The sequence below is a fragment of the Methylomonas sp. 2BW1-5-20 genome (genome assembly GCF_052474515.1).
Window position 1 is genome coordinate 57,425 of sequence record NZ_CP184127.1, and the last position, 24,225, is coordinate 81,649.

Below are 24,225 nucleotides of genomic sequence, written 5' to 3' on the forward strand. Positions count from 1 at the left end.
TATGGCATGAAAGGTGAATGAATGGTGTTGGCGGCAATAATGCCTAAATCATCAAAGATTCATCGGGAGAACGGTCATGCCATCATCAATGGTTATAAACACAAACATCGCGTCATTGAACAGCCAGAAGTATCTGAGCAGGACTAACGATAGCCTGCAAACGTCCATGGAAAGATTGTCGTCAGGTATGCGCGTCAATAGTGCGAAAGACGACGCGGCGGGCTTAGCGATTGCCGACCGTATGACGTCGCAAATTCGCGGTATGACGGTTGCGATGCGTAATGCCAACGACGGCATATCCATGGCGCAGACCGCAGAGGCAGGCATGGGTACCCTAACGGAAACTTTGCAAAGGATGCGCGACTTGGCGATTCAGGCGGCAAACCGTGCGGCGGTGAGTGATAGCGATAGGCAAAAGTTGCAAACCGAGTTTAAGCAACTTGGGAACGAGTTACAGCGGATTATTACCAATACCGAATTTAACGGTAAGAAGATTCTTAACGGTTCCTTGCAAGGCGCAAATTTTCAAATCGGCGCCAATACCGCATCGGACAATCAGATTTCGGTTACAGTTTCCAATTTGATCAGTATGTCGGGCATTAATGAGTTGTTCGGCACTAATCGTTCCATCGGTAGCGATGCGGGTTCCGCTTTCGTCCGCTCCGCGATTGATGCAATCGACACTGCCATTGGAAAGATCGATATTTTCCGCTCCAACTTAGGTGCAATCCAAAATCGTTTCACCACGACGATTGCTAATCTACAATCATCCGTTGAGAATCAAAGCGCCGCTCGTTCGCGGATTATGGATGCCGATTTTGCCTCTGAAACGTCGAATTTGACACGCAGTCAAATTCTGCAACAGGCAGGTACGGCAATGTTGGCGCAGGCGAATCAAGTCTCGCAAGGGGTCTTGAAACTATTGCAATAAGCTCAGACCAATAAAAGTGACATATGACAGATCCGATAAGTTTGGTAGACGGGCAATTGCTTGGTCCATTAACGATTAATTCGTTTGGGGACAGTTATTTCTTCAATCTGAATCGCCACGCGTTTGACAAAGTCAGCGCAGGGGCGTTGTTCGATACCAAATTCGGCGAAATTCTGTTCAAGGAAGATGAACTGAATATTGTCGTGGGTACGGACTCGGGTATGCTGCTGCGGTATATCCAGAGTAGGCCGTTGCCAAAAGGTACGCGTTATATCTTTATCGAACCCGATTCGGTGTTGCTGGCGTTAAAAGCCTACGATCTATTGGGCGAGTTGGACGAGCGCATCGTATGCGTCAACCCGGATGATTGGCCTAGGGCGCTACAGAATTTTAAAGTTGCGGATTATTTCTATATTGACGCGGTTAAGTCGGTCAATGCCTTTTGCGCGGAAGACGACTTTATCAATGAATATGCCGAATTGAGTTGGCATATTACCGAGGTGCTGTCCCAATTAAATTGGCGTTATAGCGCCGAGTTAGGGACTGAGGCGTTTATGTCTCGCCAAATTCATAATGTTGCCGATAACCGAATGCCGGCAAAATTGTTGGCAAAAGCGTTTTCCGGCAGAACAGTGGCAATTCTTGCCGGCGGTCCGTCATTGGATCAGGCATTGCCCTGGATAAAACAACACCGGCAACAATTGGCCGTATTTGCCGTTTCCCGCATTTCCAGGCAACTGTTGGCGGCCGGTATCGAGCCCGATTTTGTGTTTTCTGTTGATCCGACCGAGCTCAGTTTCGATATTAGCAAGGAAATGCTCAGTTTCAGCGATAAGACGATTTTTGTCTGTTCGCACCATGCCGTGCCCACCTTGGTCAGTCAGTGGACGGGCACCTTGTTGTATTTAGGTTCTCGACTGCCTTGGCAATCGGATTTGAACGTAAAAAATCTCAGCAGCGCGGGCCCTACGGTTACCAATACCGCTTTAAACGTTGCCTACGAATTTGGATTCAGCCGGATGATTTTGATCGGCGTGGATCTGTGTTTTACCCGAGAAGGCTTTACTCACGCCAAGGGTAGCGACGAACAATTGGCGGGGCCGCGATTTAATCTGACCTCATTACAAGTGGAAACCAACGCGGGCTTTATGGCGCCGACCAGTTGCGATTTTGCTCAGGCAATCCAGTCTTTGGCCCGGCAGGCGCAATTATTGAACAACGCAGGTTGCCGGTTGATCAATGTGGCCGAGGGTGCGGCCAAAATAAAAGATATTGAATATCAGCCGCTGTCGGCGCTTCAGCTTGATAGTGATGTGTTTGATATTGCGGCGGAGGCGGCGGAGAAGCTGAACTCGGCTAAAGATCAATTTCAAAATCTCGATAAGGTAGCCGACGAACTTAGGCGGGCGCAGTATCAGGTTAGAGCGATAGCAAAATTATCGGCAAATGCTCGTCAAATTAATGACGCGATGTATAACACGGAAGGCGCTATCGTCAGTTTTTACGACAAGAAAAAACTGGACCAAATCGAGAAAAAATTTAAACGCGAACATCGGCAATTCAGCAAGTTGGTCAAGAAGTTTGGTATTCGCAGTTTAATTAAATTGGCGAAGCCTTTTGAGGATGAGGATTGGAGCGCGGAAGAGGCTAGACAGCTTGGCAACGTTTATTACAACGCCTACGCGGAAGGCGCTAACAAGTTGTTGGGATTGATCGATGCAGCTATAGAGCGTGTTAATGCTCGGCGCCGGGAAGCGGATGCGCGGCCGGATTTTCCTGTATTGGTGGAGCAAGCGCAGAAAGACAGGGGCTATGGGCGCGTCAGGCTATGGCGTAAACGTTTTTCATCGGAATTGCTGTCGCCGGATGTGGGGAGGCAGTTCGATGACTTGGACGCGCGGTTTGCGGCTGTCATTTCCGATCGCAATACGCGGCATATGGCTCGAGCCAAGGATCTTAGTAACTTGGCGGCAGTTAAAAAGCGGGCGGGTTTATTATTTAAACATAATAAAACCGCCGAATTGGCCGATTTACGTTCCGCCTTAGTCAAGCATGAGCAACAGGAGGCGGCAATTTCTTACCGCTTTTTGGTTGAGGGGTATTTGGCTGAATTGGATAAGCAGTTCGATGCCGCACTTGACGCCTATCAACAGATCGTTGATATCGGTGACGGTTTGTTGGAAGAAGCATTGGCTAGAATCGCATCGATAGGCGTGGAGCGCGACGATGCGCAGACCGCTAAGCTGGCTTTGGAATGCTTATCGCAGCTCAATCCGGTCTATTTGCCGTTATTTGCCGAGGCTCAACGTTTACACGGTGACATGGTGTCGGCGATAGATTCATACGCCGCTTATATTGGCCAATTTCCGCGAGATATTTTAGTGCAAATGAAGTTGGCGGCCCTATACGGGGAGTGCGAAATATATGAAGGTGCCGAAATGATGTTGGATTACATTTTGCAGCAAAGACCCGATTATGAAGCCGCGATTGTTATGAGGCGGCATCTTTCAGAAATGAAGGATGTGGGTAGCGCTTTGAAGAACTCATCGTGAAATTGACCTGAAATTTATCAACGCAGCCAAGTTAAAGGCGGAAGCATGGTTTGATGCAAAAAGGGTGAGAGTGTTTGGATCAGATTTTTTTTAAAATCAATTCCAGAACCAATTTACTACCGAAGTAGGCTAAAAGTAGCGACGTAAATCCAATTAATGTCCACTGAATGGCGCTTTGCCCGCGCCAGCCGTAACGTATTCGACCGAATAGCAGCGCGGAAAAAATTATCCAAGCTAAAATCGACAGCACAGTTTTGTGCACCAGATGTTGCGCAAACAAATCCTCGATGAAAAAGAAGCCGCTAACTAAGGACGCCGTCAAAAACAGTAATCCCGTTGCAATCATCTGAAATAGCAAAGACTCCATGGCTTGCAAAGGTGGTAGAGCCAGCATAAAGCGTTTAGGATGGTGATGGCGCAATTGTTGATCTTGGATGGCCAATAAAATAGCTTGTAAGGCGGCGATATTGAGCAGGCTGAATGCCAAAATCGAGGTCAGGATATGGGTGCTCATCTGCCAATTGTGGTTGATCAGTGGATGTGGCTTGGTTGGGTAAATAATATCTAATGCCAACATTGCCGCCGCGACCGGAAAAATCAATACGCCCAGTTTTGCCACCGGTTTGTCCAGGGCCGCGAACAGCAATAACAAGCTAATGACTAACGCAGCCAGCGCTGCGGTACTGAAAAAACTGAAATTAAATCCCTCATGGTTTTGAATGTTCAACACGGTATAGGCGCTATGCAGGCCCGCGCCCAGCCAAGCGAGCTGTATTGAATTGCGATGTTGTCTGGCGCCGAAGATTTCTTTGACGATCAGCAATGTGGCGATTGTATAGCTCAATATCGAAAATATACCGACGGGTGTGGTGTACATGGCGATGGCTAGGGAATAATCAAAAGGTGTTGGGATACGGTTATGTTAAACTAAGCGCCCCAATTGTTGTAATCCGTTTGTGTTGGCAGACATTCGCCGGAACCCTAGAAAAATAAAGACGCAGATATGTTTGATAATTTATCCGATCGCCTGAGTGGCACACTAAAAAAAATTAAAGGCCAGGGCCGTCTGACCGAGAGCAATATCCAGGACACCATGCGCGAAGTGCGAATGGCTTTGCTGGAAGCCGATGTTGCCTTGCCGGTGGTCACCGATTTTATTGAACAAGTGACTCAGAGAGCTCTGGGGCAGGAAGTTCAAACCAGTTTGACTCCCGGGCAGGCGCTAATCAAGGTGGTGCAATCGGAATTGGTTAAAGTGATGGGGTCAGCCAACGAAGAGCTGAATCTACGCACCAATCCGCCCGCGATCGTATTGATGGCCGGCCTACAGGGGGCCGGTAAAACCACTACGGTGGCAAAATTAGGCCGTCATCTGAAAGAGAAGAAAAAGAAAAAGGTGGGCGTGGTGAGTGTCGACGTTTACCGTCCTGCTGCGATTAAGCAATTGGAGACTTTGGCGGCCGATGTTGGTTTGAAGTTTTTCGAAAGCGATGTCAGCGAAAATCCGATTGATATCGTTAACAGGGCTATCGATGCCGCAAAACGTCAGTTTCTGGATGTGGTGATCGTCGATACCGCCGGTCGTTTGCATGTCGATGACGAAATGATGGCGGAGATCAAGGCTTTGCATGCCGCGATCAAGCCGATCGAGACCTTGTTCGTGGTGGATAGCATGACAGGTCAGGATGCTGCGAATACCGCCAAGGCGTTTCACGATGCCTTGCCGCTCACCGGCGTGATTTTGACCAAGGCCGACGGCGATGCGCGTGGCGGCGCGGCGCTGTCCATTCGGCATATCACTGGTAAGCCGATTAAATTCATTGGTGTCGGCGAAAAAACCGATGCTTTGGAGCCTTTCTATCCTGATCGGCTGGCCTCGCGTATCTTGGGTATGGGCGATATGTTGTCGCTGATCGAGGATATCGAACAAAAAGTCGACAAGAAAAAAGCCGAGCAATTGGCCAAAAAGCTGCAGAAAGGCAAAAGCTTCGATTTGAACGATCTGAAAGAACAGTTGGAACAAATGCAGAATATGGGTGGACTTGGCGCGATGATGGACAAGCTGCCGGGTATGGGCGGCGTGCCTAAGGATATTAAGGATAAAGTCAACGACAAGGATCTGGCGCATCAGATAGCGGTTATTAACTCGATGACCAAGCAAGAGCGGCGATTTCCTGATTTGATCAAAGGTGGTCGTAAGCAGCGGATTGCCGATGGTTGCGGTCTGGATTTGCAGGCTGTAAACCGCGTGTTGAAGCAACATCAAATGATGGAAAAGATGATGAAAAAATTCAGCAAGGGCAATATTGCCAATATGATGCGCGGCTTGAAGAGCAATATGCGCGGCATGAGAATGTGATTGTCGTAATTTGTCCTTCACTTATTATGAAAATCGCGTAGAATAGTTTGATTAAGTTTTTTGATTCAATGTTTTTTAAGGTATCCAAATGGTAAGCATTCGTTTGTCCAGAGGCGGCGCTAAGAATCGTCCTTTCTATCATGTTGTTGTTACCGACAGCAGAAGCAGTCGCGATGGTCGTTACATCGAGCGCGTAGGTTTCTTTAATCCTTTGGCTCGCGGTGGTGAGCAAAGATTGGTTTTGGATAGCGAGCGCGTCCAATACTGGAAAGCCAACGGCGCCCAACCAACCGACCGCGTCGCTAGATTGATTAAAGACGCCGATAAAGCAGTCGCTTAATTTAGCTTTGCCAGTAGGGGATTTTTTGAACGTCGGCCAAGTGTCCGGCGTTTTTGGTGTAAAAGGATGGGTAAAAGTTTATTCTTTCACCGATCCCCGCGAAAACATATTGCAGTACTCCCCTTGGTTTTTGCAGAAGAACAATCAGCTTCGGGAAATTAAACTGCTTGTTGGTCGTCGGCAAGGTAGTTTGGTTGTTGCGGAGTTAGACGGTGTTGGCGACAGGGATCTAGCGGCGGAATTAATCGGTGCGGACATTCTGATACGCAAGCAACAACTGCCCAAAGCGAGTGATGGCGAGTATTACTGGGCTGACCTGATCGGCCTTGAAGTACGCAATCAAGAAGGTTGTAAATTAGGCAAAGTTGGTCATTTGTTGGAAACCGGCGCTAACGATGTTCTGGTCGTAGTCGATGGCGAATTAGAGCGTCTGATTCCGTTTTTGCAGCAGAGTACTATATTAAAAATCGATCTTGACGATGGCTTGATTATTGTCGATTGGGATCCTGACTTTTAGCCTCAGGCATGCGTTTCGATGTTATCAGTCTCTTCCCTGATATGGTATCCAATGCTGCTAGTTATGGAGTAACTGGTAGAGCAATCGAACGCGGCTTGGTTGGTTTATCCGTTTGGAATCCTCGCGATTACACGCATGATAAACACCGGACTGTCGATGATAGGCCTTATGGCGGCGGTCCGGGTATGGTGATGAAATGTCAGCCTTTGCTCGATGCAGTAAATGCAGCTAAACAGCATAATCTCTCTGCTAACAGTAGAGTGGTTTGTCTGAGCCCTCAGGGGCGGTTGATTAGTCAGGATTTGTTGCAGGAAGCCAGTCGCTATGATCAATTGATCCTCGTGGCAGGCCGTTACGAGGGAATAGACGAGCGGTTTATTCAGTATGGTTGCGATGAGGAATGGTCGCTGGGCGATTATGTCATTAGCGGCGGCGAGCTCGCAGCTTTGATCGTGATTGACGCTGTTTCGCGGTTAATCCCTGGTGTGCTCGGCGACGAGGAGTCCGCTAAACAAGATTCGCATGCTGATGGGTTGTTGGATTGTCCGCATTTTACGCGGCCCGAACATAGCGATTTTGGCGATGTCCCGGATGTGCTGCTAGGTGGAAATCATGCCGAGATCAGAAGATGGCGCATGAAACAAGCATTGGGGCGAACGTGGTTGAGACGGCCCGATTTGCTGGAAAAGATAACATTAAGCGCAGAGCAGGATGCTTTGTTGAAAGAATTTAGAACTGAAGTTGTTTAATAGGGTGTGGTTATGAGTAAAATTATTGAAGAATTGGAAGCTGAACAGCTGAAAAAAGATGTGCCGGAATTCGGACCGGGCGACACTGTCGTGGTACAGGTTAGAGTAACTGAAGGCACACGGGAAAGATTACAGGCTTTTGAAGGCATCGTGATTGCTAAACGTAATCGCGGTTTGAATTCAGCATTTACCGTCAGAAAAATTTCGCATGGTGTTGGCGTTGAACGTGTTTTCCAAACTCACAGCCCGTCGGTTGGTAGCATCGAAGTAAAGCGTCGCGGTGACGTTCGTCGCGCTAAACTTTACTATCTGCGCGATTTGGCTGGTAAAGCCGCACGTATTAAAGAAAAACTTTCTTAATACGCTGCAATCTGGTTCGTTTATATCGAATCAGTTAATTAGAAAAGGCGGCCTGCTTAGCTGCCTTTTTTTTTGCCGACAGCAAGAGAATAGTCATGCCTTTACATGTCGTTTGGCAAGCTGTTGCGGATGGGGATGAGTCGTTGCTCTCCGTGCCAATACTCGATGCGGAATTGAGATTAACCATGGTTGGTGAAATCATTACGGATGCCTCTTGGCATGTTGGAGGCGAGTTAACCAAGGCTTTGTCACCGCAGGCTGTCAGAGTACAAAGTTATCTGTTAAATCCCCGGCAAACCGAGCTGTATGTTACCTTGCTAAGTCAGGGTAGCGCTCACGGCAATGCCGTTTGGAACGCGTTATTGGCGATTCCCGTCGGACAAGTAGAAACATATTCAGGATTGGCTGAGAAGTTGAGTTCGGGGCCTAGGGCAATAGCCGGAGCTTGCCGCAATAACCCCTATGCGGGGATTATTCCCTGTCACCGTGTGGTGGCCAAAAATGGCATCGGCGGTTTTATGGGGCATGTTGATGGCGAGTTTGTCGCGCTTAAGCACCGTTTACTTGAATACGAACGTGGTCTGGGATTGGCTGGCGAATGAATTCGGCTCAGACCATAGAGTCTTTCTTAAACGCATTGTGGCTGGAATTCGGCTTAAGCGACAATACGCTATCGGCTTACGGCAGCGACCTCAAATTGTTTGCGAAGTGGTTGAAGGATAAGGATATAACGTCTGTTGACGAAACTACGATCAAGAGCTTTTTGGCTGTCCGCCAGCAACAAGGCATAACAAGCCGCTCCTCGGCCAGAATAGTATCGTGTTTGCGGCGCTTTTACGGTTATTTGCTGCGCGAGGGTGAAATTAGCGTCGATCCCACCCAATTGATAGATGCGCCGCAGCTTGGTCGCACGTTGCCAGATTCATTATCGGAAACCGATGTCGAGTTATTGTTAAACGCACCGGAAATCACCGATAAATTAGGCTTCAGAGATAGGACGATGCTCGAAATGCTTTACGCTACCGGGTTGCGGGTATCCGAGTTAGTCGAACTTAAGTTCGGGCAGATCAATTTTCGGCAAGGCTGTGTACGTATCGTCGGCAAAGGCGACAAGGAGCGTCTGGTGCCGGTTGGCGCAGAAGCCATGGACTGGGCCGAACGTTATTTGCAAGGCATCAGGCAAGCAATTTTGGGAAACAGGCAAAGCGATTACTTATTTGTCACTTCTCGAGGCAGCTGTATGACTAGGCAGGCTTTTTGGCATATCATCAAGCGTTACGCGCAATTGGCCGGTATCGATAAACATCTGTCGCCGCATACGTTGAGGCATGCTTTTGCCACGCATTTGCTCAACCATGGCGCCGATCTTCGCGTTGTACAGCTTTTGCTCGGCCACTCCGATTTATCAACTACCCAGATTTATACGCATATCGCCCAACAGCGGCTGAAAGCATTACATACCCAACATCATCCACGAGGCTAAGCATGACCGCACTGATTCATCCAACCGCATTTATCGAAACCGGGGCAATATTGGGCGAAAATGTCAGCGTCGGGCCGTTTGCGGTGATAGAGTCGGGCGCCGCGATCGGCGCCAACAGCCAAATTGGTGCGCATGCGGTGATACACGGCCGCGTCAAAATGGGCGCTGGTAATGTTTTGCATCCGCATGCCGTGCTCGGCGGTTTGCCTCAGGACTTGGGGTTCCAGGCTCAGACTGAAACATGGCTTGAAATTGGCGATAACAATGTCTTTCGCGAAGGGTTCACCGCGCATCGCGCTACCGTAACCGGCGGTGCGACCAAAATTGGTTCCGATTGCTATTTTATGAATAACAGTCATGTTGCGCATGATTGTTCGGTAGGCGATAAAACCATTTTTGCGAATAACGTGGCGATTGGTGGCCATGTAGAGGTTGGTAATAATGTGTTTATGGGCGGTGCGGTAGTCGTTCATCAATTTTGCAGGATAGGCGCTTATGCTATTGTCCAGGGTACAACGGGGATTAACATGGATGTGATACCTTTTATGCTGATTGGCGGTCGTCCCGCGAAGCATTATCGGTTGAACATTGTAGGTTTAAGACGTGCCGGGATTGTCGGCGAGAATTACAAGGTGCTTTCGGCGGCATTCAGACTCTTAAAAAATAAAAAAAGCCTGGATGAATTGCAATCTACGGAAGAGCTGCAATACTTAAGGCATTGGCTGGCGGTGGATTCAAAACGGGGTCTGCACGGTTTTATCGATGTCACCAGCTAATTTTTATAGTAAAGGGCAATTTTAGCGGGTTAGGATAGTCATAAGACTAAAGTTGCATACCAGGCAGCAGAAAACAGACAGCAAGATATAATGAAAATTCAAGTAATCGATAACATCGGGCAAATTCAGCCGCTAATGTTAATGGCGGAAGCGGATGTTGCTTTTTATTCCGATGAAATTCAGGCGCTTAATGCTGCCGAACAATTGCAACCCAGTATGATTCTGCTGAATTTTGCGCTGCGTGGCAGCGAAACGGCCGACTATACCAATTTGTTATTGGCCGCAAGCCCCGCCAGCAACATCGTAATTATTGGCGACGACTTACATGAAGAGCAAATTCTGCATTGCGTGTTGGCCGGCGCCAAGGGTTATCAAAATAGCCTGTCGTTAGCGACATACATTAACAGGATGATACGGGCAGTGGCCGCCGGCGAAGCTTGGTTAAGCCGTAAAATCGTGGCTTATGTGCTGGATGCGATTCACCAAAATTATTCTGTTCAGGCAATCAGCTAAAAGTGAAAACCCGCTTCGAAATAAAAAGTTTGTCCGGCAATCGGTAAATTGTAGGGATAGCTGGACGTAGCCGGTTCCTTGCCATGGCTATCGAATAGATTGCGAGCCGATGCGGTCAAATCCAGATAGCCCATCAGTTTTTTAGCGTTTAAAGTCAAATCGACCGTTTCATAATCTTTTAAAACTCGTGTATCTTCCGGGCTGCTTAGGCGATGGCCTATCCAGTTGATTTGGGTTTGAATCTGCCATTTCGGCATAAAATTCCAGGCGAGTGCGCTGTAAACATGATGTTCCGGGACGTTGCTAACCCTGGCGTGAGTTACTTCGTTACGGGCAAATTGCCAAGCGTAGTTACCACGCAGATTCCAGTCCGGATGAAACTTCCAATCCCATTCGAATTCGTTGCCGTAACCGTCCTGCCCTGCGGTGTTTTGTTCGGTCAGTGTGGTGGCGCTAGCAATTGGGCCGCTGATTAGATCATGAATCTCGTAATGATATAAATTTAGCGCAGTTCTAAGGTTTTTCGTGGGCCGATAATCGAAAGCAAGTTCCGTGGTTGTGATCGTTTCCGGACGCAAGGTGGGGTTGCCGAGAAACAGCGGACTATTTTGCTGATATTGCTCCAGAAAACTAGGGGCTCTGTACGCTTGGCCGTACAGCAGTTTTCCGGTTAGCTGCGAATTAATGTCCCAAACCAAAGCGGCGCGTGGGTTCCAGGTGCTGCCGAAGTCGGAGTAGTGGTCGTAACGCAGGCCGGTGGTGAGATGCCAATTTTCGGCAAATTGCCATTCGTCTTGGACCGCCATCGACCAGATGTCTCTATGGTGGTCTTCTATCAGGGTTAATGGTGTGCCGGTGAGATTTTGCAGGCCGCCCGCTAGGTTTATGTCGCTTGGCGAGAGGGTGGCGCCGTCGATCACGCCCGCACCGTAATTGCGCGCTTCCCGAGTATTTAATTCTTCGTAGCGGAATCCCGTGATCATGCGGATTAGATGATTGGAAAAGCCTTTGTAAATACTGGTCAATTCAAAACTGGGGACGGTGTTTTTAAAGCCGCCTATGAACCGTAAACCTTCCGGAAACAGCACTAAACCTCTGGTTGACGCCAACTGATCGGTGACATTACCGTCCGCGCCGATCGGTAATATTGTGCCGGCCGGAAAACCGTAAATATTGGCTGATACGTCGGTATGCAAAAAACTGGCATGGGCTTGCAATTCCCAGTTCTCCAGGTCGTCCTCCGTGGAGTAACGCACATCCGCCAAGTAATTAGCGCCATTACCCTTGCCTTTGTTATCCAGTGCGCCATAGGCGCCGGAACGAAAGCCGTAATCGGATTCGTTAAAAGCCCAAAAGCCCAAATCCCAATGCTTACGCTGCAAATTAAGGTGGCCGTTCCAGCGTTCGTTTTGAGTTTGCATTGGGCCGGGAGCGAGCGATACATTGGTGCCGAGAACTTGATCGACTTTGGTTTGCGCGTCTGCGGCGATAATCCGATCCGGATCGACACCGTTATGACTGTATTGCAGGCTGCTTGCCACATCCCAACCTTGCCATTTGCCTCCATACTGGCCCCATGTGCTTTTGGTATCGGCATTGCCGCCGCGCGCACCAATCGTGGTGCCGTCAATATCGGCCGCTTTTTTGGTGACGATATTAATCACGCCGGCGAAGGCGTCGGCGCCATAGAGTGCCGAACCCGGTCCGCGGATCACTTCGACGCGCTGAATGTTTTCGACGGGAATGATCATTCCGGCCATGTGCGTGCCCTGATATGGCACCGAAAAACGCGTGCCGTTGAGCATCAGTAATACTTCCGCATTGGTCTCGTTACGAATGCCGCGCATGGTGTAACTGTAATCGTTAGTGACAGGTTGGATCGAGACATGCATGCCGGGTACGGTTTCCAGCACTTCATGTAGATCGGTCGCGCCCATTGCGGCAATTTGATCGGCGGTAATGACGCTGGCGACCGCAGCCGATTGCGATATGGGTTTGGCCGTGCCGGAAGCAATACTGACCGGAATATTGGCAAGCTCGGCTGGCGACAGCTCCAACAAGTCGTTCACAGTTTGCTCAGCATAGGCGGGCTGGCCAAGCAAACCCACCAGCAGGGAAGGTTTGAAAAGCCGATTTCTCAAAATGTCCAACATAGAATTTCTCATAATTCGCGCAAGGGCACCGGTTTGGCAATACCGTAGCCTTGCGCGTAATTCACGCCCAAGGTTTGCAGTAGATCAAATATACTTTGGGTCTCCACAAATTCGGCGATGGTTTTTTTGCCCATCACGTGGGCGACTTCATTAATCGCTTTAACCATAGTCAAATCGACGCGATCTTCCAGTATGTCTTTTACGAATAGACCATCTATTTTTAAATAATCTACCGGCAGATTCTTCAGATAAGCAAATGACGATAAACCGCTGCCGAAATCGTCCAAGGAAAATGAACAGCCTTTTTGGCGCAGAGAGTCGATAAACTGCCGCGCATAGGACAGATTGCTAATCGCCGCAGTTTCGGTAATTTCGAAACAAATTTTATGGGTCGGTATCTGCCATTTTCGGAATTGTTCGTCGATAAAGCTCAGCATCGTTTGATCCGATAGCGATAAACCGGATAGATTCACCGAGCACATTTCCAAACGATTCAGAAAATCAGGCGTCGTCGCCAAATACTCGAACAGGCGGGAGATAACCCAACGGTCCAATGGCGATGCCATGTTGTAGCGTTCCGCGGCAGGCAGGAAGGCGCCGGGCGGAATGATTTTGCCCTGGTCGTCGCGGTAGCGGATCAAGGTTTCGAAATGCAGACCGCCGCGGTTCTCGGCGATCGGCACAATCAATTGACCGAATAACTGGAAACGGTCATGTTCAATGCCGATGCGGATTTTTTCCACCCATTGCATTTCGCCTTGGCGCAGCGTCAGTTCTTCGTCGTCGGGACTGAAGATATGCACCCGGTTACGGCCTTTTTCCTTGGCAGCGTAACAGGCGGCATCGGCTTCTTTCAACACATCCACGGCATTGCCGCAGGCCCGATTGATCGGCGAAATACCAATGCTGACACCGATATTGAAGCTGCGGTTTTCCCAGGCAAATTGAAAATCGCACACGGCATTACGCAGTTTTTCGCCGGTGATGATGGCCTGTTCCAACGAACAATACGACATCAATATACCGAATTCGTCGCCGCCCAGGCGGGCTAATATGTCCATTCTCCGCACTTGTTGGCGTAGCACTTCGCCGAGCTGCCGCAGTAATTCGTCGCCTGCCAGATGGCCGCAAGTGTCGTTGACGATTTTGAATTGATCCAGATCCAAATAGCACAATACATGGTGGCTATCGTTGGCTTGGGCTTCCAGCACCAAGTTTTGAATATGGATATCGAATTGGCGGCGATTGACCAGACCGGTTAATTCGTCGTGGCTGGCCTGATAGGCAATTTTTTCCGACAAGCGCCGGGTTTCGGTGATGTCCTCGCAGACCAACAATAGATGCTGACGATTGTTTTCGTCTTTCACCAGGCGCGCGGTTTCCCGGGCCCAGATAATATTGCCGTTACGACAGATGATGCGGCTTTCCAGCTTATGCACTTGCTCGGGATGGTTTCGGCAGCTTTGGAAAAATTGATTGCAGTTACCGATGTCTTCCGGATGGGCGAAATTGAAAATCGAGCAGCCTTGCAGTTCTTCAACGCTCAAGCCCAGCTGTCTGGCGCCAAAGCGATTCACCGAGATAATTTGCCCTTGCATATCCAGGTTAAAGACCATGGTCGGGTTGTTGTCGTATAAGGCTTGGTAATTGTTTTTGACGCTAATCAGCGCTTTATTCTGAATCTCGACAGTATCCAGCATATCGTTGAATGCATCGACCAAAATGCCCATTTCATCGCTGCTATGCTTGGCGGCGCGTATGGAATAGTCATGTTCCTCGCTGACTTTTTGCGCGGTTTTGGCTAATTGGGCGATGGGCTTAGCCACTCGGTTTAACAGTGGAGCGGTTAGCAAAAAAGTAATCGATAAGGCCACAAAAAGCACAATCAGCACGACCCCGATGAACTTCAATTCCCGCCAGAATGCCGAGCTGAGGTCGGCGGATAGAAAAATAGCGCCAACAATTTCGTCGTCCACCCGCATCGGTTGATAGACATAAAGGCTGAGTTTGTCGAAATAGTTGCGCAAGCCGTGCGATACGGGCGGACAGAGTGTGGTTTGTTTGTCCAGCGAGGTAAACAGCAGGCCTTTTTTGGTGTAGACGCAAGCACTGCGCAAGTCGGGTAAGTTATTTAACGAAACCAGGTTTTCCTTAGCCAAATTGGCGTCGTCAAACATCACCGCGGCGACGCTACGATTGGCGATCAAGCTGGCTACCGCCATTAAATCGCTCTGCGCTTTACGTTTCACTTCGGTAACGTTGACCGTTACCAATATCACCAGAGCCAACAGCATGGAAAACAGACTGGAGGTAATGGCAATGGTAAACAATTTACCTTTGATGGACAGCCGGGCGAAAACCTTACTCATGCTCGCCGCCTTCCACCAGCGTGGCAACTTCGATGAGCTTGGCGCTGACGCTAAAACCGCTTTGTTTTAGAGCCTTCAGGTTAATGTGGAGTTTGACTTTGCCGTCGTCCAGCGCAAAACCGATCATGCCGCCGGATTCGGCAAAAAACGGTTCGCTGCTGACCGTCAATGACTTTTTCAACGAACCGACCAGCAACACGCCGGGCAGGGCCAGATCGGCGCGTTGATCGGGGTTGTCGAAGTAAACGATATCGCAGTCTTTCGCCTGTTTCGGGGTATCGAATTTAAACAAACGAATCGGCTTATCCTGAACGGTTTTACTCTCCAATGGACCGAGTAAACCGCCGAAGGGATCGTTGCCTATAATGCAGATATTAAAAGTCGGACTGGTTTTTTCCGGCCAAGTGATGAATTTGGTAAAGTTGTATAGATAAGCCGCCTTGATCTTGTATTCCAGGTTCAGTTCGTCGGCTTGCGACTGCTGACCGACGCAGCAACATAGTAATACCCACTTAATTAGCGCGACAGCGCGGCGCAACAAGAATGCGTCATCAGTGGAAAAGACGGAAACCAAGGTTATTCCCTACCGGATAGAATCATCAGGCAAGGATAGTTGAAAAATTATCGGTTGCCGAAAAATCCCCGCAGCGCCCGAATCATATAGGCGTGATCCAGTACGCCGGCACTTTCGCGCAGGCTGTGCATGGCCCACATCGGCGAGCCTACATCGACGCTACGGATGCCCAATTTCGCCGAGCTTATCGGGCCTATGGTGCTGCCGCAAGGCAGATCGCCGTGATGCGCGTATTTTTGAAACGGCACCTCGGCTTGCCGACATATCTGCATAAACATGGCTTCGGAAATGCATTCGGAAGCGTAACGGTGGTTAACATTCAGCTTGATGACCGGCCCGTGATTGACGATGACTTTGTGGCCGGACTCGTAAGCGCCGGGAAAGTTGGGTTGATACGCGTGCGCCATATCTGCGCTGATCATAAAGCTATTGGCTAGCGCGCGTCGATAATCGTCCGGTTTATTGCCAAGCGAGTTCGCAATCCGTTCCAATACGTCCGGGAGGAAGCTACCGGCTGCGCCTTTGCAGCTTTCGCTGCCGATTTCTTCATGATCGAAAAACGCGCAGACCAGCGTATTGCCACTATTTAAGCTGTCCTTATCCAACAGGGCGCTCAAACCTGCATGGCAAGACGCCAGATTGTCCAACTGGCTATCGGCGTAAAACAGTTGCTCGTCGCCCCACAGCGTGCCCTTCTGCGTGTCGTAAACATTCAGTTCCCAACCTAAAATTCGGTCGGCGGCGATGCCGCTGCTTCTTTCCAGAAGTTGCCTGAAGCGATCGGCGGGTAGTTGTTGTTCCGCGCTTGCCGAGAACAACAACGGTAACTCGCTTTGTTTTTTTAACTTCAAGCCGTCTTCATTGACGCCGCGATTCATATGGATGGCCAGATTCGGCAGCCGAAGCAGCGCTTGGTCGAAACGTAGCAGCCGACTGGCGATATTGCCATCGCTATCCAGGTAGGCGAGCCGGCCGGCCAGGCTAAGGTCGCGGTCGGTAAACGTCGCCAAAATCGGACCTCCGTAGACTTCCACGGCCAGACGCAGCAGTTTGTCGGAGTCGATCAGTGGCTGCGGTTTCACGCGCAAGCCGGGAGAATCGGTATGCGCGCCGAGTATTTTAAAGCCGGTTTCCGCCAAATCGCGCTTGCCGATGACGAATGCCGCGATGGACGAAGCGTCGCGGATCACATAGTAACGGCCGCCGGCCGCCAACGACCATGAGTCGTTTTCCTGAATGCGTTGGAACTGTTGCGCCTGCAAACGTTGCTCTATCGTCGCAACGGCATGCCAAGGGCTGGGGCTGGCGTCGATAAAGTCCAGCAAATCCTGCACTTGTGTTTGAATTGTCATGATTGCTTGTCCAGCGTCAAAGCGACCGAATTGATACAGTAACGCAGGCCGGTCGGTTGCGGTCCGTCTTCGAACACGTGTCCCAGATGCGCGCCGCAGGATTGGCAGGTCACTTCGACCCTGCGCATGCCGTGGCTGGTATCCGGTTGTTGATTCAAGCTGTCGGCGGCAAGCGGATTCCAAAAACTGGGCCACCCGCAACCCGAATGAAATTTATGTTCGGAAGTAAACAGAGCATGTCCGCAGCAGACGCAACGATAAATACCTGCTTCGTCGCAATCGGTATATTTGCCGGTAAACGGCGGCTCGGTGCCTTTTTCCCGGCAGACATGAAATTGCTCGGGAGTCAGTTTCTCGCGCCAGGCTTGTTCGGTGTCGTGTTGATCGGTCATGGTGTTTGTCTGCGGAGGCAAGTGATGACCGGCATTGTACTCAGTCTCCCGCGGCATCAAAAGCAATCAACGGCCGAGAATATTTCAGTTGATTATGTTAGATAATTCTAATATTCTTGATGCGCGCGATTTTGAAGCAAATAACAGCAAAATAATCATAAAAAATACTTCAATAGCGTTCATCTAAACAGCATCGAGGAGAATGTCATGGCTAGAATCGTAGTGTTAGGCGCGGGTATCGGCGGTGTGCCGATGGCCTATGAAATGAAAGAAATTGTCGGCAAGGCGCATGAAGTGGTAGTGATTTCCGATTCGCCGACGTTCCACTTTGTGCCATCGAACCCGTGGGTGCCACCGAAATGGCGTAAACCGGAAGATTTGAAAATCGAACTGGCGCCGGTAATGGCAAAAAAAGGCATCAACTTTATCCAGAAAGCCGCAACCAAGGTCGATCCGGGCAACAATAAAGTCGATCTGGCCGATGGCAGTTCCGTCGAATACGACTATCTGATCATCGCCACCGGCCCGCGTCTGGCTTTTGACGAAGTACCCGGATTGGGGCCGCACGGCGGCCATACTTCGTCTGTCTGTCATGTCGATCATGCCGCGGTGGCTACCGAGGATTGGGATCGATTTATGACCGATCCCGGCCCGATTGTGGTAGGTGCGGTGCAGGGGGCGTCTTGTTTCGGTCCGGCCTACGAATATCTGATGATTCTGGAAACCGAACTACGTAAGCGCAAAATCCGCGACAAAGTGCCGATGACCTTCGTCACCTCGGAACCTTATATCGGCCATTTGGGTTTGGGCGGCGTCGGCGATACCAAAGGCTTGCTGGAAAGCGCGCTCCGCGACAAAACCATCAAATGGATTACCAATGCCAAGGTGGACCGTATCGAAGCCGGCATGATGTATGTTACCGAAGTCGATGAAGACGGCAACGAAAAGAAAAAACACGAAGTACCGTTCAAGCATTCGATGATGCTGCCGGCTTTTACCGGTGTCGATGCGGTGCGGCATAGTGGAGCGGAGGGATTGACCAATCCGCGCGGCTTTGTGTTGGTGGATCAATATCAGCGTAATCCGACCTACAAAAACATTTATTCTGTCGGTGTTTGCGTGGCGCTACCGCCGGTGGAAAAAACCCCGGTGCCTACCGGCACACCGAAAACCGGGTATATGATTGAATCCATGGTTACCGCTACCGCGCACAATATTCGCGACGAATTGGCCGGTAAACAGCCGTCCGATATCCCTAGTTTAAGCGCGTTGTGCCTGGCGGACTTGGGCGATACCGGCGTGGCATTTTTGGCAGTGCCGCAAATCCCGCCCCGTAATACCACCTGGTCCAACCATGGTAAATGGGTGCATCTGGCGAAAATTGGCTTTGAAAAATACTTTATGCGTAAAGTCAGAAAAGGCATCAGCGAACCGTTCTACGAGCGGATGATGCTGAAACTGATGGGCGTGGTACGTTTGAAATAGGGGGCTTTATGTCTATCGATCGTATGGTAATGGCGTTTGCCGGTTCGTTTGTCCTGATCAGTGTGGCCTTGGCGCACTGGCATTCGCCGAATTGGCTATGGTTTACCGCGTTCGTCGGCGCCAATTTACTGCAAGCGTCTTTCAGCGGCTTTTGTCCGCTGGCGATTATTTTGAAAAAGCTCGGCGTTAAATCGGGCTGCGCGTTTTAGGCACCATTTATCAAGCGCTTGCTCGGGCTGAGCCGTTCCTGCTTCAGCCCGTATTTTCGCGGTCGATGCCGATAATCTCAATCAAATCTTAAAACGTCCGACACGGCCCGCCAAGGTATGCGCAAGCTGATCGATTTGACCGGCCAACGCGGCAACTTCATCGCCTCTGGCGGCGGTTACTCCCGCCAAGTCGTTGATTTTTACGGTCTTGCGGTTGATCTCGTCGCTGACGCAGCTTTGTTCCTCGGCGGCGGTCGCAATTTGCGCATTCATTGCGTTAATCAAGCCTACCGCTTGCGTTATTTTATTCAGCGTATCGCCGGCGGACATTGCCCGGGTCACGCTGCTCTCGGCTTTGTTGCGTCCCTCGTTCATGACGTGTACAGCGCGGTTGGCTTGGTTTTGCAGGGCTTCTATCATCGATTGAATTTCCTGCGCCGAACCCTGGGTACGGGAAGCCAGCGTTCGAACCTCGTCGGCAACCACGGCAAAACCGCGGCCTTGTTCGCCGGCACGCGCAGCCTCGATTGCCGCATTGAGTGCGAGTAGATTGGTTTGATCGGCAACGGCTTTGATCACCTCGAGTACCGAACCCACGTTGGCGCTTTCTTTTTCCAGGTCATGTACCACGGCTGCAGCGTTTTGCACTGCTTTCGCCAAGTCGCTGATGGATGCGACCGTTTCGTTAACCGCGGTTTTTCCGACAGCGGCGTCGCTGTCGGCGTTGCGGGCGCTGTCGGCGGCGTTGACCGCGCTGCGCGCCACTTCGTGTACCGTGGCGGTCATTTCGTTCATCGCCGTGGCCACGTGTTCGATTTCCTGACGTTGCTCAATAATGCACGAGCGGCCGCCTTCCGCCGCTTGACGCTGGCGTTCCGCGGCGCTGGCCAGAGAAACGCTGGTCTCGACGATACTTTTGACCAAATCCTGTAATTCGGCCACGAAGCGGTTGAAAGCGGTGGCCATGCGGCCAATTTCGTCTTTACTGGCCACCGGCAAACGCAAGGACAAGTCGCCGCCGCCTTTGGCTATATCCTCCAGATGTTTGATAAGTGCGTTAATCGGTGCGATCACGCTACGCGGGGCTGACAAAATGACGACTAAAGCGATAAACAAGCCGGCCAAAGCAATACCTGCATTCGCGAATTGACTTTGCCGGCTAACCTTGGAAGCGGTTTCTTCGGCAAGATGCGCCTGCTTTTCGGTGAACTCGGTGAGTTCGTTAATCACGCCGCGCATTTCGGCGAATTGATCCGCCGCCGCGCCGAAACTGAGGGCAAGAGCCTGGGCTTTGTCGTCCGGGTTGCCGGATGCTTGCCGGGACACGATTTCTCGGCTGAGGGTTTCCCAGCGCGAGCGGGAATCGCGATATTTGCTTACTTGCCCGCCGATATTGGCCGCCATGACGTCATTGCGTTTGGCGATGTCGATAAACTTTTGAATACGTTCAGCCGACTGTTGCAGATTTTCTTCGATCTGTGCGATTTGTTTACTCGCGAACTGTGGCGATGAATCCTTGTTACTCAGCAACAAGGTCCGTTCGGCTACCTGAACCTGATAGAGGTCTCGGTCTGCTTCCAATAGATTCTCGATACCCGGGAGGTAGGTTGTGCCCATGTCTTCGGTGGTCTGCCGGATTTGCGCTTGGCTGAATAACGCGGTGCAGGCAATACTTAATATCACGGCCGACAACACCATGAGAGGGCCGGTCAGTTTCCAGCGTAATGAAAGATCAGCTATCCAATTCATATAAGTTCCTATTCGGACAAGGTGGGTAGAATGAGGCAACTATTCGGCGTCCTGGTGCCAGAAGTATTGATCCATATCAGATTATCTACAAGTGAAGATGAGTCTATTTTTTTTCGGAACCGATCTTGTCGGTGATTCGAATGCATTTCTATATTGCGTTAACAGGGGATAATGATGAAGCCGGATATGCTTTCTCCCACGACGGGCTTTGGTGCGCAGAACCGAATTTGTAAGCTCAGGCCATGTCGATAGCGCAGCGCCTTGGTGGCTTTGCGATTGTTGCCGGGGCTTGGATGCGATTGCATCCCACCATTGGGGACAAGATGGTGGCTTGGGGACTTATGCATCGCTCGAAATTGCCGGCAATTGTCGTCATCATTCCCCGTCAAACGGCTTTTGTCGTGTTTGCTACAATTTAAATTCAATAAAATCAGATAAAAATCAGTGTCTTATCAAATGGCACACCGGTTGCTTTGTCATTAACAAAAAGCGAGGTGTGATGCCATGAAATCGACCAAAGACATTGCGGAACTGCTGGACGAACCGGCTTGCGAGCATAACAAGAAGGAAAAGTCCGGCTGCGCCAAACCCAAACCCGGCTCGGCGGCGGGCGGTTGTGCTTTCGACGGTGCACAGATAGCGTTATTGCCGATCGCCGACGTCGCGCATATCGTCCATGGTCCTATCGCTTGTGCCGGCAGTTCCTGGGACAACCGCGGCACCCGCTCTTCGGGATCGGAATTATACCGAATCGGGATGACCACCGATTTGACCGAGCAAGACGTGGTGATGGGGCGTAGCGAGAAACGCCTGTTCCACGCCATCAAACAAGCCATCGAAACCTACAATCCGCCCGCAGTATTTATCTACAACACCTGCGTCCCGGCTTTGGTGGGCGATGATATTAACGCCACCTGCAAATCCGCCGCCGAACGTTGGGGTGTGCCGGTGGTGCCTATCGACTGTGCCGGCTTCTATGGCACCAAAAACTTGGGTAATCGGATTGCCGGTGACGCGATGGTTAATCATGTGATCGGCACTCGCGATCCTGACCCCTTGCCGCCCGGCACTGAACGGCCCGGCATTAAGGTGCACGACGTCAATCTGGTGGGTGAATACAACATCGCGGGCGAGTTCTGGCATGTGCTGCCACTGCTGGACGAAATGGGGCTGCGGGTATTGTGTACTTTGTCCGGCGACGCCCGTTTCCGTGAAGTGCAAACCATGCACAAAGCCGAAGTAAACATGATGGTCTGCTCCAAAGCTATGGTCAACGTCGCGCGCAAGCTGCAAACAAGCTATGGCACACCTTGGTTTGAGGGTAGTTTTTACGGCATCACCGACACCAGCCAAGCCTTGCGCGATTTTGCCAGGGTGATTAACGACCCCGATTTAATCGAACGCACCGAAGCGATCATTACCCGCGAAGAAAACCGTATTCGTGAAGCGCTGGCGCCTTGGCGCGAAAGACTAAAAGGTAAACGCGTGTTGTTGTTTACCGGCGGCGTGAAAAGCTGGTCGGTCATTTCCGCGCTGCAAGATTTAGGCATGGTGGTGGTTGCGACCGGCACCAAAAAATCTACCGAGGAAGACAAAGCGCGGATTCGCGAACTGATGGGCGAAGACACCTTAATGATCGAAGACGGCAGCCCAAAAGCTTTGTTGAAAGTGGTTGCCGATTACAAAGCCGACATTCTGATCGCAGGCGGTCGCAATATGTACACCGCCTTGAAAGCACGCATTCCGTTCCTGGATATCAATCAAGAACGCGAGTTCGGCTATGAAGGCTATCAAGGCATGCTGGAACTGGTCCGGCAATTGGCTTTAACCTTGGAAAGCCCGGTTTGGGAAGCCGTGCGGGCCACACCGCCTTGGCGCACCGGTGGCCTGAAAAAGTCGGCTGCCCCAGAGATTCAAGCAGAGCCTTTATCGGCTCAGGCAGCATAACATGGCCGAAATCGTCAAACGCAACAAAGCCCTGTCGGTCAATCCGTTAAAGGCCAGCCAGCCTACCGGCGGTTCTCTGGCTTGCCTAGGCTTCGATCGGGCGATTCCGATGCTACATGGTTCGCAAGGTTGCACCGCGTTTGCCAAGGTGTTTTTCGTGCGGCATTTTCGCGAGCCGATTCCCTTGCAAACCACGGCGATGGACCAAGCCAGCTCGGTATTGGGCGCCGATGAGAACGTCATCGAAGGTATCAAGGCTATCGCCGAAAAATCTAATCCAGCTTTAATTGCAGTGCTGACTACCGGTTTGGCGGAAACTCAAGGTTGCGACGTACATCGTAACGTTCGCGAGTTTCGTGAGCGTTATCCGGAATACGCCCATGTCGCTGTAGTGGCAGTCAATACCCCTGATTTTACCGGCTGCGTAGAAACCGGTTACGCGGCGACTATTTACGAAATCGTCAAGGCCTTGGTGCCGGACGCAGTGAGTGCCGGCACAAAGCCGGGCAATCGGCAACGGCAGGTCAACTGTTTGGTCAGCCCGATGCTGACGCCGGGCGACCTGGAGGCCTTGCGCGATTTGATCGAACAATTCAATTTACGCCCGGTATTCGTACCTGACTTGTCCGATTCTCTGGATGGCAGTCTGACCGACGACGACTTCTCGCCGGTAACTATCGGCGGTACGCCGGTTTCGGAACTGGCGACCTTGGGAGAAGCCCGAGCCAGCTTGATAATTGGCGCTTCACTGCGTAAATCCGGCGAACTCTTGCAGGAAAAAACCGGCGTGCCCAGCCACTATTTCGACCATTTGTACGGTTTGCAAGCTAACGATGCCTTGATTACAACTTTGGCCGACATCAGCGAAATGCCGGTGCCGCAAAAAATTGAACGGCAGCGCGCGCAATTACAGGACGCGATGCTGGATACCCATTTCATGCTCGGTCAGCTACGTGTAGCCATCGCTGCCGATCCGGATCAGCTCAATGCGTTGATTCATTTGGTGCAAGGCATGGGCGCTGAAGTGGTCACTGCTATCTGCGCTGGCAACACCCCTGTGCTGGCGACCGCGCCGGTAGACAGCATCAAGATTGGCGATTTGGAAGATTTGGAAGTGATGGCGAAAGAGCGCAAAGCGCAATTGCTGATCGGTAACTCGCACGCCGTCGCCAGCGCCGAACGGTTGGGCATCCCCATTCTACGTATCGGCTTTCCGCTCTACGACATCATCGGCGGCTATCAAAAAACCTGGATCGGTTATCGCGGCACCCGGCAAACCTTGTTCGACTTAGCCAATCTAGTGATCAATTTTGCCCACGAGGAGATCGAGCCTTACTACTCGCCATATGCGCAAAAACCCGAATCGGAACGTCAAGCCTGCTCGCCGTCATGTCATTAACGCGCCGCATACAAGT

The 24,225-nt window shown here is 50.8% G+C and carries 22 protein-coding genes; 15 read left to right on the forward strand and 7 right to left on the reverse strand.

The annotated features are described in order from the left end of the window. Positions 1 to 76 precede the first annotated feature (76 nt). On the forward strand, positions 77 to 931 hold the full coding sequence (locus ACH50O_RS00260; RefSeq protein WP_446810072.1) for a flagellin N-terminal helical domain-containing protein: 855 nt from the start codon (positions 77 to 79) through the stop codon (positions 929 to 931). 23 nt (positions 932 to 954) lie between these two features. Next, positions 955 to 3,483 (forward strand): 6-hydroxymethylpterin diphosphokinase MptE-like protein, encoded by a 2,529-nt coding sequence (locus tag ACH50O_RS00265; RefSeq protein ID WP_446810073.1) that lies wholly within the window; start codon positions 955 to 957, stop codon positions 3,481 to 3,483. Between the two features lie 79 nt (positions 3,484 to 3,562). On the opposite strand, the gene ACH50O_RS00270 is transcribed toward ACH50O_RS00265, so the two are convergent. Further along, positions 3,563 to 4,360 carry a cytochrome C assembly family protein gene (locus ACH50O_RS00270; RefSeq protein ID WP_446810074.1) on the reverse strand — a complete coding sequence of 266 codons (798 nt, stop codon included), beginning with the start codon at positions 4,358 to 4,360 and terminating at the stop codon, positions 3,563 to 3,565. A 126-nt stretch (positions 4,361 to 4,486) separates the two neighbouring features. Here ACH50O_RS00270 and ffh point away from each other — a divergent pair, with 126 nt between their 5' ends. From ffh to ACH50O_RS00315, 9 genes are all read left to right on the forward strand, one after another. Further along, entirely contained in the window at positions 4,487 to 5,842 is a 1,356-nt protein-coding gene (gene ffh / locus ACH50O_RS00275) for a signal recognition particle protein (protein WP_446810075.1), read from the forward strand. A gap of 88 nt (positions 5,843 to 5,930) precedes the next feature. Continuing rightward, a complete protein-coding gene (rpsP, locus tag ACH50O_RS00280; protein ID WP_101051787.1) occupies positions 5,931 to 6,182 on the forward strand; it encodes a 30S ribosomal protein S16 in 252 nt (83 codons plus the stop codon). 25 nt (positions 6,183 to 6,207) lie between these two features. Then, the gene (rimM, locus tag ACH50O_RS00285; RefSeq protein ID WP_446810076.1) at positions 6,208 to 6,699 is read left to right on the forward strand and encodes a ribosome maturation factor RimM; all 492 of its coding nucleotides are present in this window, start codon (positions 6,208 to 6,210) and stop codon (positions 6,697 to 6,699) included. An 8-nt stretch (positions 6,700 to 6,707) separates the two neighbouring features. Further along, positions 6,708 to 7,448 (forward strand): tRNA (guanosine(37)-N1)-methyltransferase TrmD, encoded by a 741-nt coding sequence (gene trmD, locus ACH50O_RS00290; protein ID WP_446810077.1) that lies wholly within the window; start codon positions 6,708 to 6,710, stop codon positions 7,446 to 7,448. A gap of 12 nt (positions 7,449 to 7,460) precedes the next feature. Then, positions 7,461 to 7,808: a 50S ribosomal protein L19 gene (rplS, locus tag ACH50O_RS00295; protein ID WP_020484866.1), complete on the forward strand. Its 348-nt coding sequence runs from the start codon at positions 7,461 to 7,463 to the stop codon at positions 7,806 to 7,808. 95 nt (positions 7,809 to 7,903) lie between these two features. Further along, on the forward strand, positions 7,904 to 8,410 hold the full coding sequence (locus tag ACH50O_RS00300) for a methylated-DNA--[protein]-cysteine S-methyltransferase (protein WP_446810078.1): 507 nt from the start codon (positions 7,904 to 7,906) through the stop codon (positions 8,408 to 8,410). Continuing rightward, positions 8,407 to 9,291, forward strand: a complete 885-nt coding sequence (gene xerD / locus ACH50O_RS00305) for a site-specific tyrosine recombinase XerD (protein WP_446810079.1) — start codon at positions 8,407 to 8,409, stop codon at positions 9,289 to 9,291. Before ACH50O_RS00300 ends, xerD begins: the two co-directional genes overlap by 4 nt. A 2-nt stretch (positions 9,292 to 9,293) precedes the next feature. Next, complete coding sequence (gene lpxA, locus ACH50O_RS00310) at positions 9,294 to 10,067, forward strand: acyl-ACP--UDP-N-acetylglucosamine O-acyltransferase (protein WP_446810080.1); 774 nt, start codon at positions 9,294 to 9,296, stop codon at positions 10,065 to 10,067. Positions 10,068 to 10,157: 90 nt separating this feature from the next. After that, entirely contained in the window at positions 10,158 to 10,580 is a 423-nt protein-coding gene (locus tag ACH50O_RS00315) for a hypothetical protein (RefSeq protein ID WP_446810081.1), read from the forward strand. Here the strand turns inward: ACH50O_RS00315 and ACH50O_RS00320 are convergent. Genes ACH50O_RS00320 through msrB form a run of 5 tightly spaced genes read right to left on the reverse strand, consistent with a single transcriptional unit; the run spans position 10,577 to position 17,420 of the window. Beyond that, positions 10,577 to 12,733 (reverse strand): TonB-dependent receptor plug domain-containing protein, encoded by a 2,157-nt coding sequence (locus tag ACH50O_RS00320; RefSeq protein WP_446810082.1) that lies wholly within the window; start codon positions 12,731 to 12,733, stop codon positions 10,577 to 10,579. The genes ACH50O_RS00315 and ACH50O_RS00320 overlap by 4 nt on opposite strands. A gap of 8 nt (positions 12,734 to 12,741) precedes the next feature. After that, positions 12,742 to 15,102 carry an EAL domain-containing protein gene (locus ACH50O_RS00325; protein ID WP_446810083.1) on the reverse strand — a complete coding sequence of 787 codons (2,361 nt, stop codon included), beginning with the start codon at positions 15,100 to 15,102 and terminating at the stop codon, positions 12,742 to 12,744. After that, positions 15,095 to 15,676, reverse strand: coding sequence for a YfiR family protein (locus tag ACH50O_RS00330; protein WP_446810084.1), 582 nt, complete (start codon positions 15,674 to 15,676; stop codon positions 15,095 to 15,097). The genes ACH50O_RS00325 and ACH50O_RS00330 overlap by 8 nt, the downstream gene beginning before the upstream one ends. A gap of 47 nt (positions 15,677 to 15,723) precedes the next feature. Continuing rightward, complete coding sequence (locus tag ACH50O_RS00335) at positions 15,724 to 17,028, reverse strand: M18 family aminopeptidase (protein ID WP_446810085.1); 1,305 nt, start codon at positions 17,026 to 17,028, stop codon at positions 15,724 to 15,726. Further along, positions 17,025 to 17,420 (reverse strand): peptide-methionine (R)-S-oxide reductase MsrB, encoded by a 396-nt coding sequence (msrB, locus tag ACH50O_RS00340; RefSeq protein WP_446810086.1) that lies wholly within the window; start codon positions 17,418 to 17,420, stop codon positions 17,025 to 17,027. The genes ACH50O_RS00335 and msrB overlap by 4 nt, the downstream gene beginning before the upstream one ends. Positions 17,421 to 17,627: 207 nt before the next feature. Between msrB and ACH50O_RS00345 the strand changes: the two genes are divergently transcribed. Both ACH50O_RS00345 and ACH50O_RS00350 read left to right on the forward strand, forming a co-directional pair. Next, entirely contained in the window at positions 17,628 to 18,905 is a 1,278-nt protein-coding gene (locus ACH50O_RS00345; protein ID WP_446810087.1) for an NAD(P)/FAD-dependent oxidoreductase, read from the forward strand. A gap of 8 nt (positions 18,906 to 18,913) precedes the next feature. Next, positions 18,914 to 19,114 carry a YgaP family membrane protein gene (locus ACH50O_RS00350; protein ID WP_446810088.1) on the forward strand — a complete coding sequence of 67 codons (201 nt, stop codon included), beginning with the start codon at positions 18,914 to 18,916 and terminating at the stop codon, positions 19,112 to 19,114. 81 nt (positions 19,115 to 19,195) lie between these two features. Here the strand turns inward: ACH50O_RS00350 and ACH50O_RS00355 are convergent, their stop codons facing one another. Further along, positions 19,196 to 20,863, reverse strand: a complete 1,668-nt coding sequence (locus ACH50O_RS00355; protein ID WP_446810089.1) for a methyl-accepting chemotaxis protein — start codon at positions 20,861 to 20,863, stop codon at positions 19,196 to 19,198. Positions 20,864 to 21,367: 504 nt separating this feature from the next. Here ACH50O_RS00355 and nifE point away from each other — a divergent pair. Together nifE and nifN are read left to right on the forward strand one after the other, a co-directional pair. Continuing rightward, positions 21,368 to 22,810 carry a nitrogenase iron-molybdenum cofactor biosynthesis protein NifE gene (nifE, locus tag ACH50O_RS00360; protein ID WP_446810090.1) on the forward strand — a complete coding sequence of 481 codons (1,443 nt, stop codon included), beginning with the start codon at positions 21,368 to 21,370 and terminating at the stop codon, positions 22,808 to 22,810. Between the two features lies 1 nt (position 22,811). Continuing rightward, on the forward strand, positions 22,812 to 24,209 hold the full coding sequence (gene nifN / locus ACH50O_RS00365) for a nitrogenase iron-molybdenum cofactor biosynthesis protein NifN (RefSeq protein ID WP_446810091.1): 1,398 nt from the start codon (positions 22,812 to 22,814) through the stop codon (positions 24,207 to 24,209). Positions 24,210 to 24,225 lie beyond the last annotated feature (16 nt).

Excerpts from the sequence above, each read along its gene's own strand:
- msrB (WP_446810086.1), bottom strand. The coding sequence starts at position 17,420 with ATGACCGATCAACACGACACCGAACAAGCCTGGCGCGAGAAACTGACT.
- rplS (WP_020484866.1), top strand. The coding sequence starts at position 7,461 with ATGAGTAAAATTATTGAAGAATTGGAAGCTGAACAGCTGAAAAAAGAT.
- ACH50O_RS00345 (WP_446810087.1), top strand. The coding sequence starts at position 17,628 with ATGGCTAGAATCGTAGTGTTAGGCGCGGGTATCGGCGGTGTGCCGATG.
- rpsP (WP_101051787.1), top strand. The coding sequence starts at position 5,931 with ATGGTAAGCATTCGTTTGTCCAGAGGCGGCGCTAAGAATCGTCCTTTC.
- ACH50O_RS00355 (WP_446810089.1), bottom strand. The coding sequence starts at position 20,863 with ATGAATTGGATAGCTGATCTTTCATTACGCTGGAAACTGACCGGCCCT.
- lpxA (WP_446810080.1), top strand. The coding sequence starts at position 9,294 with ATGACCGCACTGATTCATCCAACCGCATTTATCGAAACCGGGGCAATA.
- ACH50O_RS00260 (WP_446810072.1), top strand. The coding sequence starts at position 77 with ATGCCATCATCAATGGTTATAAACACAAACATCGCGTCATTGAACAGC.
- nifN (WP_446810091.1), top strand. The coding sequence starts at position 22,812 with ATGGCCGAAATCGTCAAACGCAACAAAGCCCTGTCGGTCAATCCGTTA.
- ACH50O_RS00325 (WP_446810083.1), bottom strand. The coding sequence starts at position 15,102 with ATGAGTAAGGTTTTCGCCCGGCTGTCCATCAAAGGTAAATTGTTTACC.
- ACH50O_RS00350 (WP_446810088.1), top strand. The coding sequence starts at position 18,914 with ATGTCTATCGATCGTATGGTAATGGCGTTTGCCGGTTCGTTTGTCCTG.
- ACH50O_RS00320 (WP_446810082.1), bottom strand. The coding sequence starts at position 12,733 with ATGTTGGACATTTTGAGAAATCGGCTTTTCAAACCTTCCCTGCTGGTG.
- ACH50O_RS00270 (WP_446810074.1), bottom strand. The coding sequence starts at position 4,360 with ATGTACACCACACCCGTCGGTATATTTTCGATATTGAGCTATACAATC.
- xerD (WP_446810079.1), top strand. The coding sequence starts at position 8,407 with ATGAATTCGGCTCAGACCATAGAGTCTTTCTTAAACGCATTGTGGCTG.
- ACH50O_RS00315 (WP_446810081.1), top strand. The coding sequence starts at position 10,158 with ATGAAAATTCAAGTAATCGATAACATCGGGCAAATTCAGCCGCTAATG.
- trmD (WP_446810077.1), top strand. The coding sequence starts at position 6,708 with ATGCGTTTCGATGTTATCAGTCTCTTCCCTGATATGGTATCCAATGCT.
- nifE (WP_446810090.1), top strand. The coding sequence starts at position 21,368 with ATGAAATCGACCAAAGACATTGCGGAACTGCTGGACGAACCGGCTTGC.
- ACH50O_RS00335 (WP_446810085.1), bottom strand. The coding sequence starts at position 17,028 with ATGACAATTCAAACACAAGTGCAGGATTTGCTGGACTTTATCGACGCC.
- ffh (WP_446810075.1), top strand. The coding sequence starts at position 4,487 with ATGTTTGATAATTTATCCGATCGCCTGAGTGGCACACTAAAAAAAATT.
- ACH50O_RS00300 (WP_446810078.1), top strand. The coding sequence starts at position 7,904 with ATGCCTTTACATGTCGTTTGGCAAGCTGTTGCGGATGGGGATGAGTCG.
- ACH50O_RS00265 (WP_446810073.1), top strand. The coding sequence starts at position 955 with ATGACAGATCCGATAAGTTTGGTAGACGGGCAATTGCTTGGTCCATTA.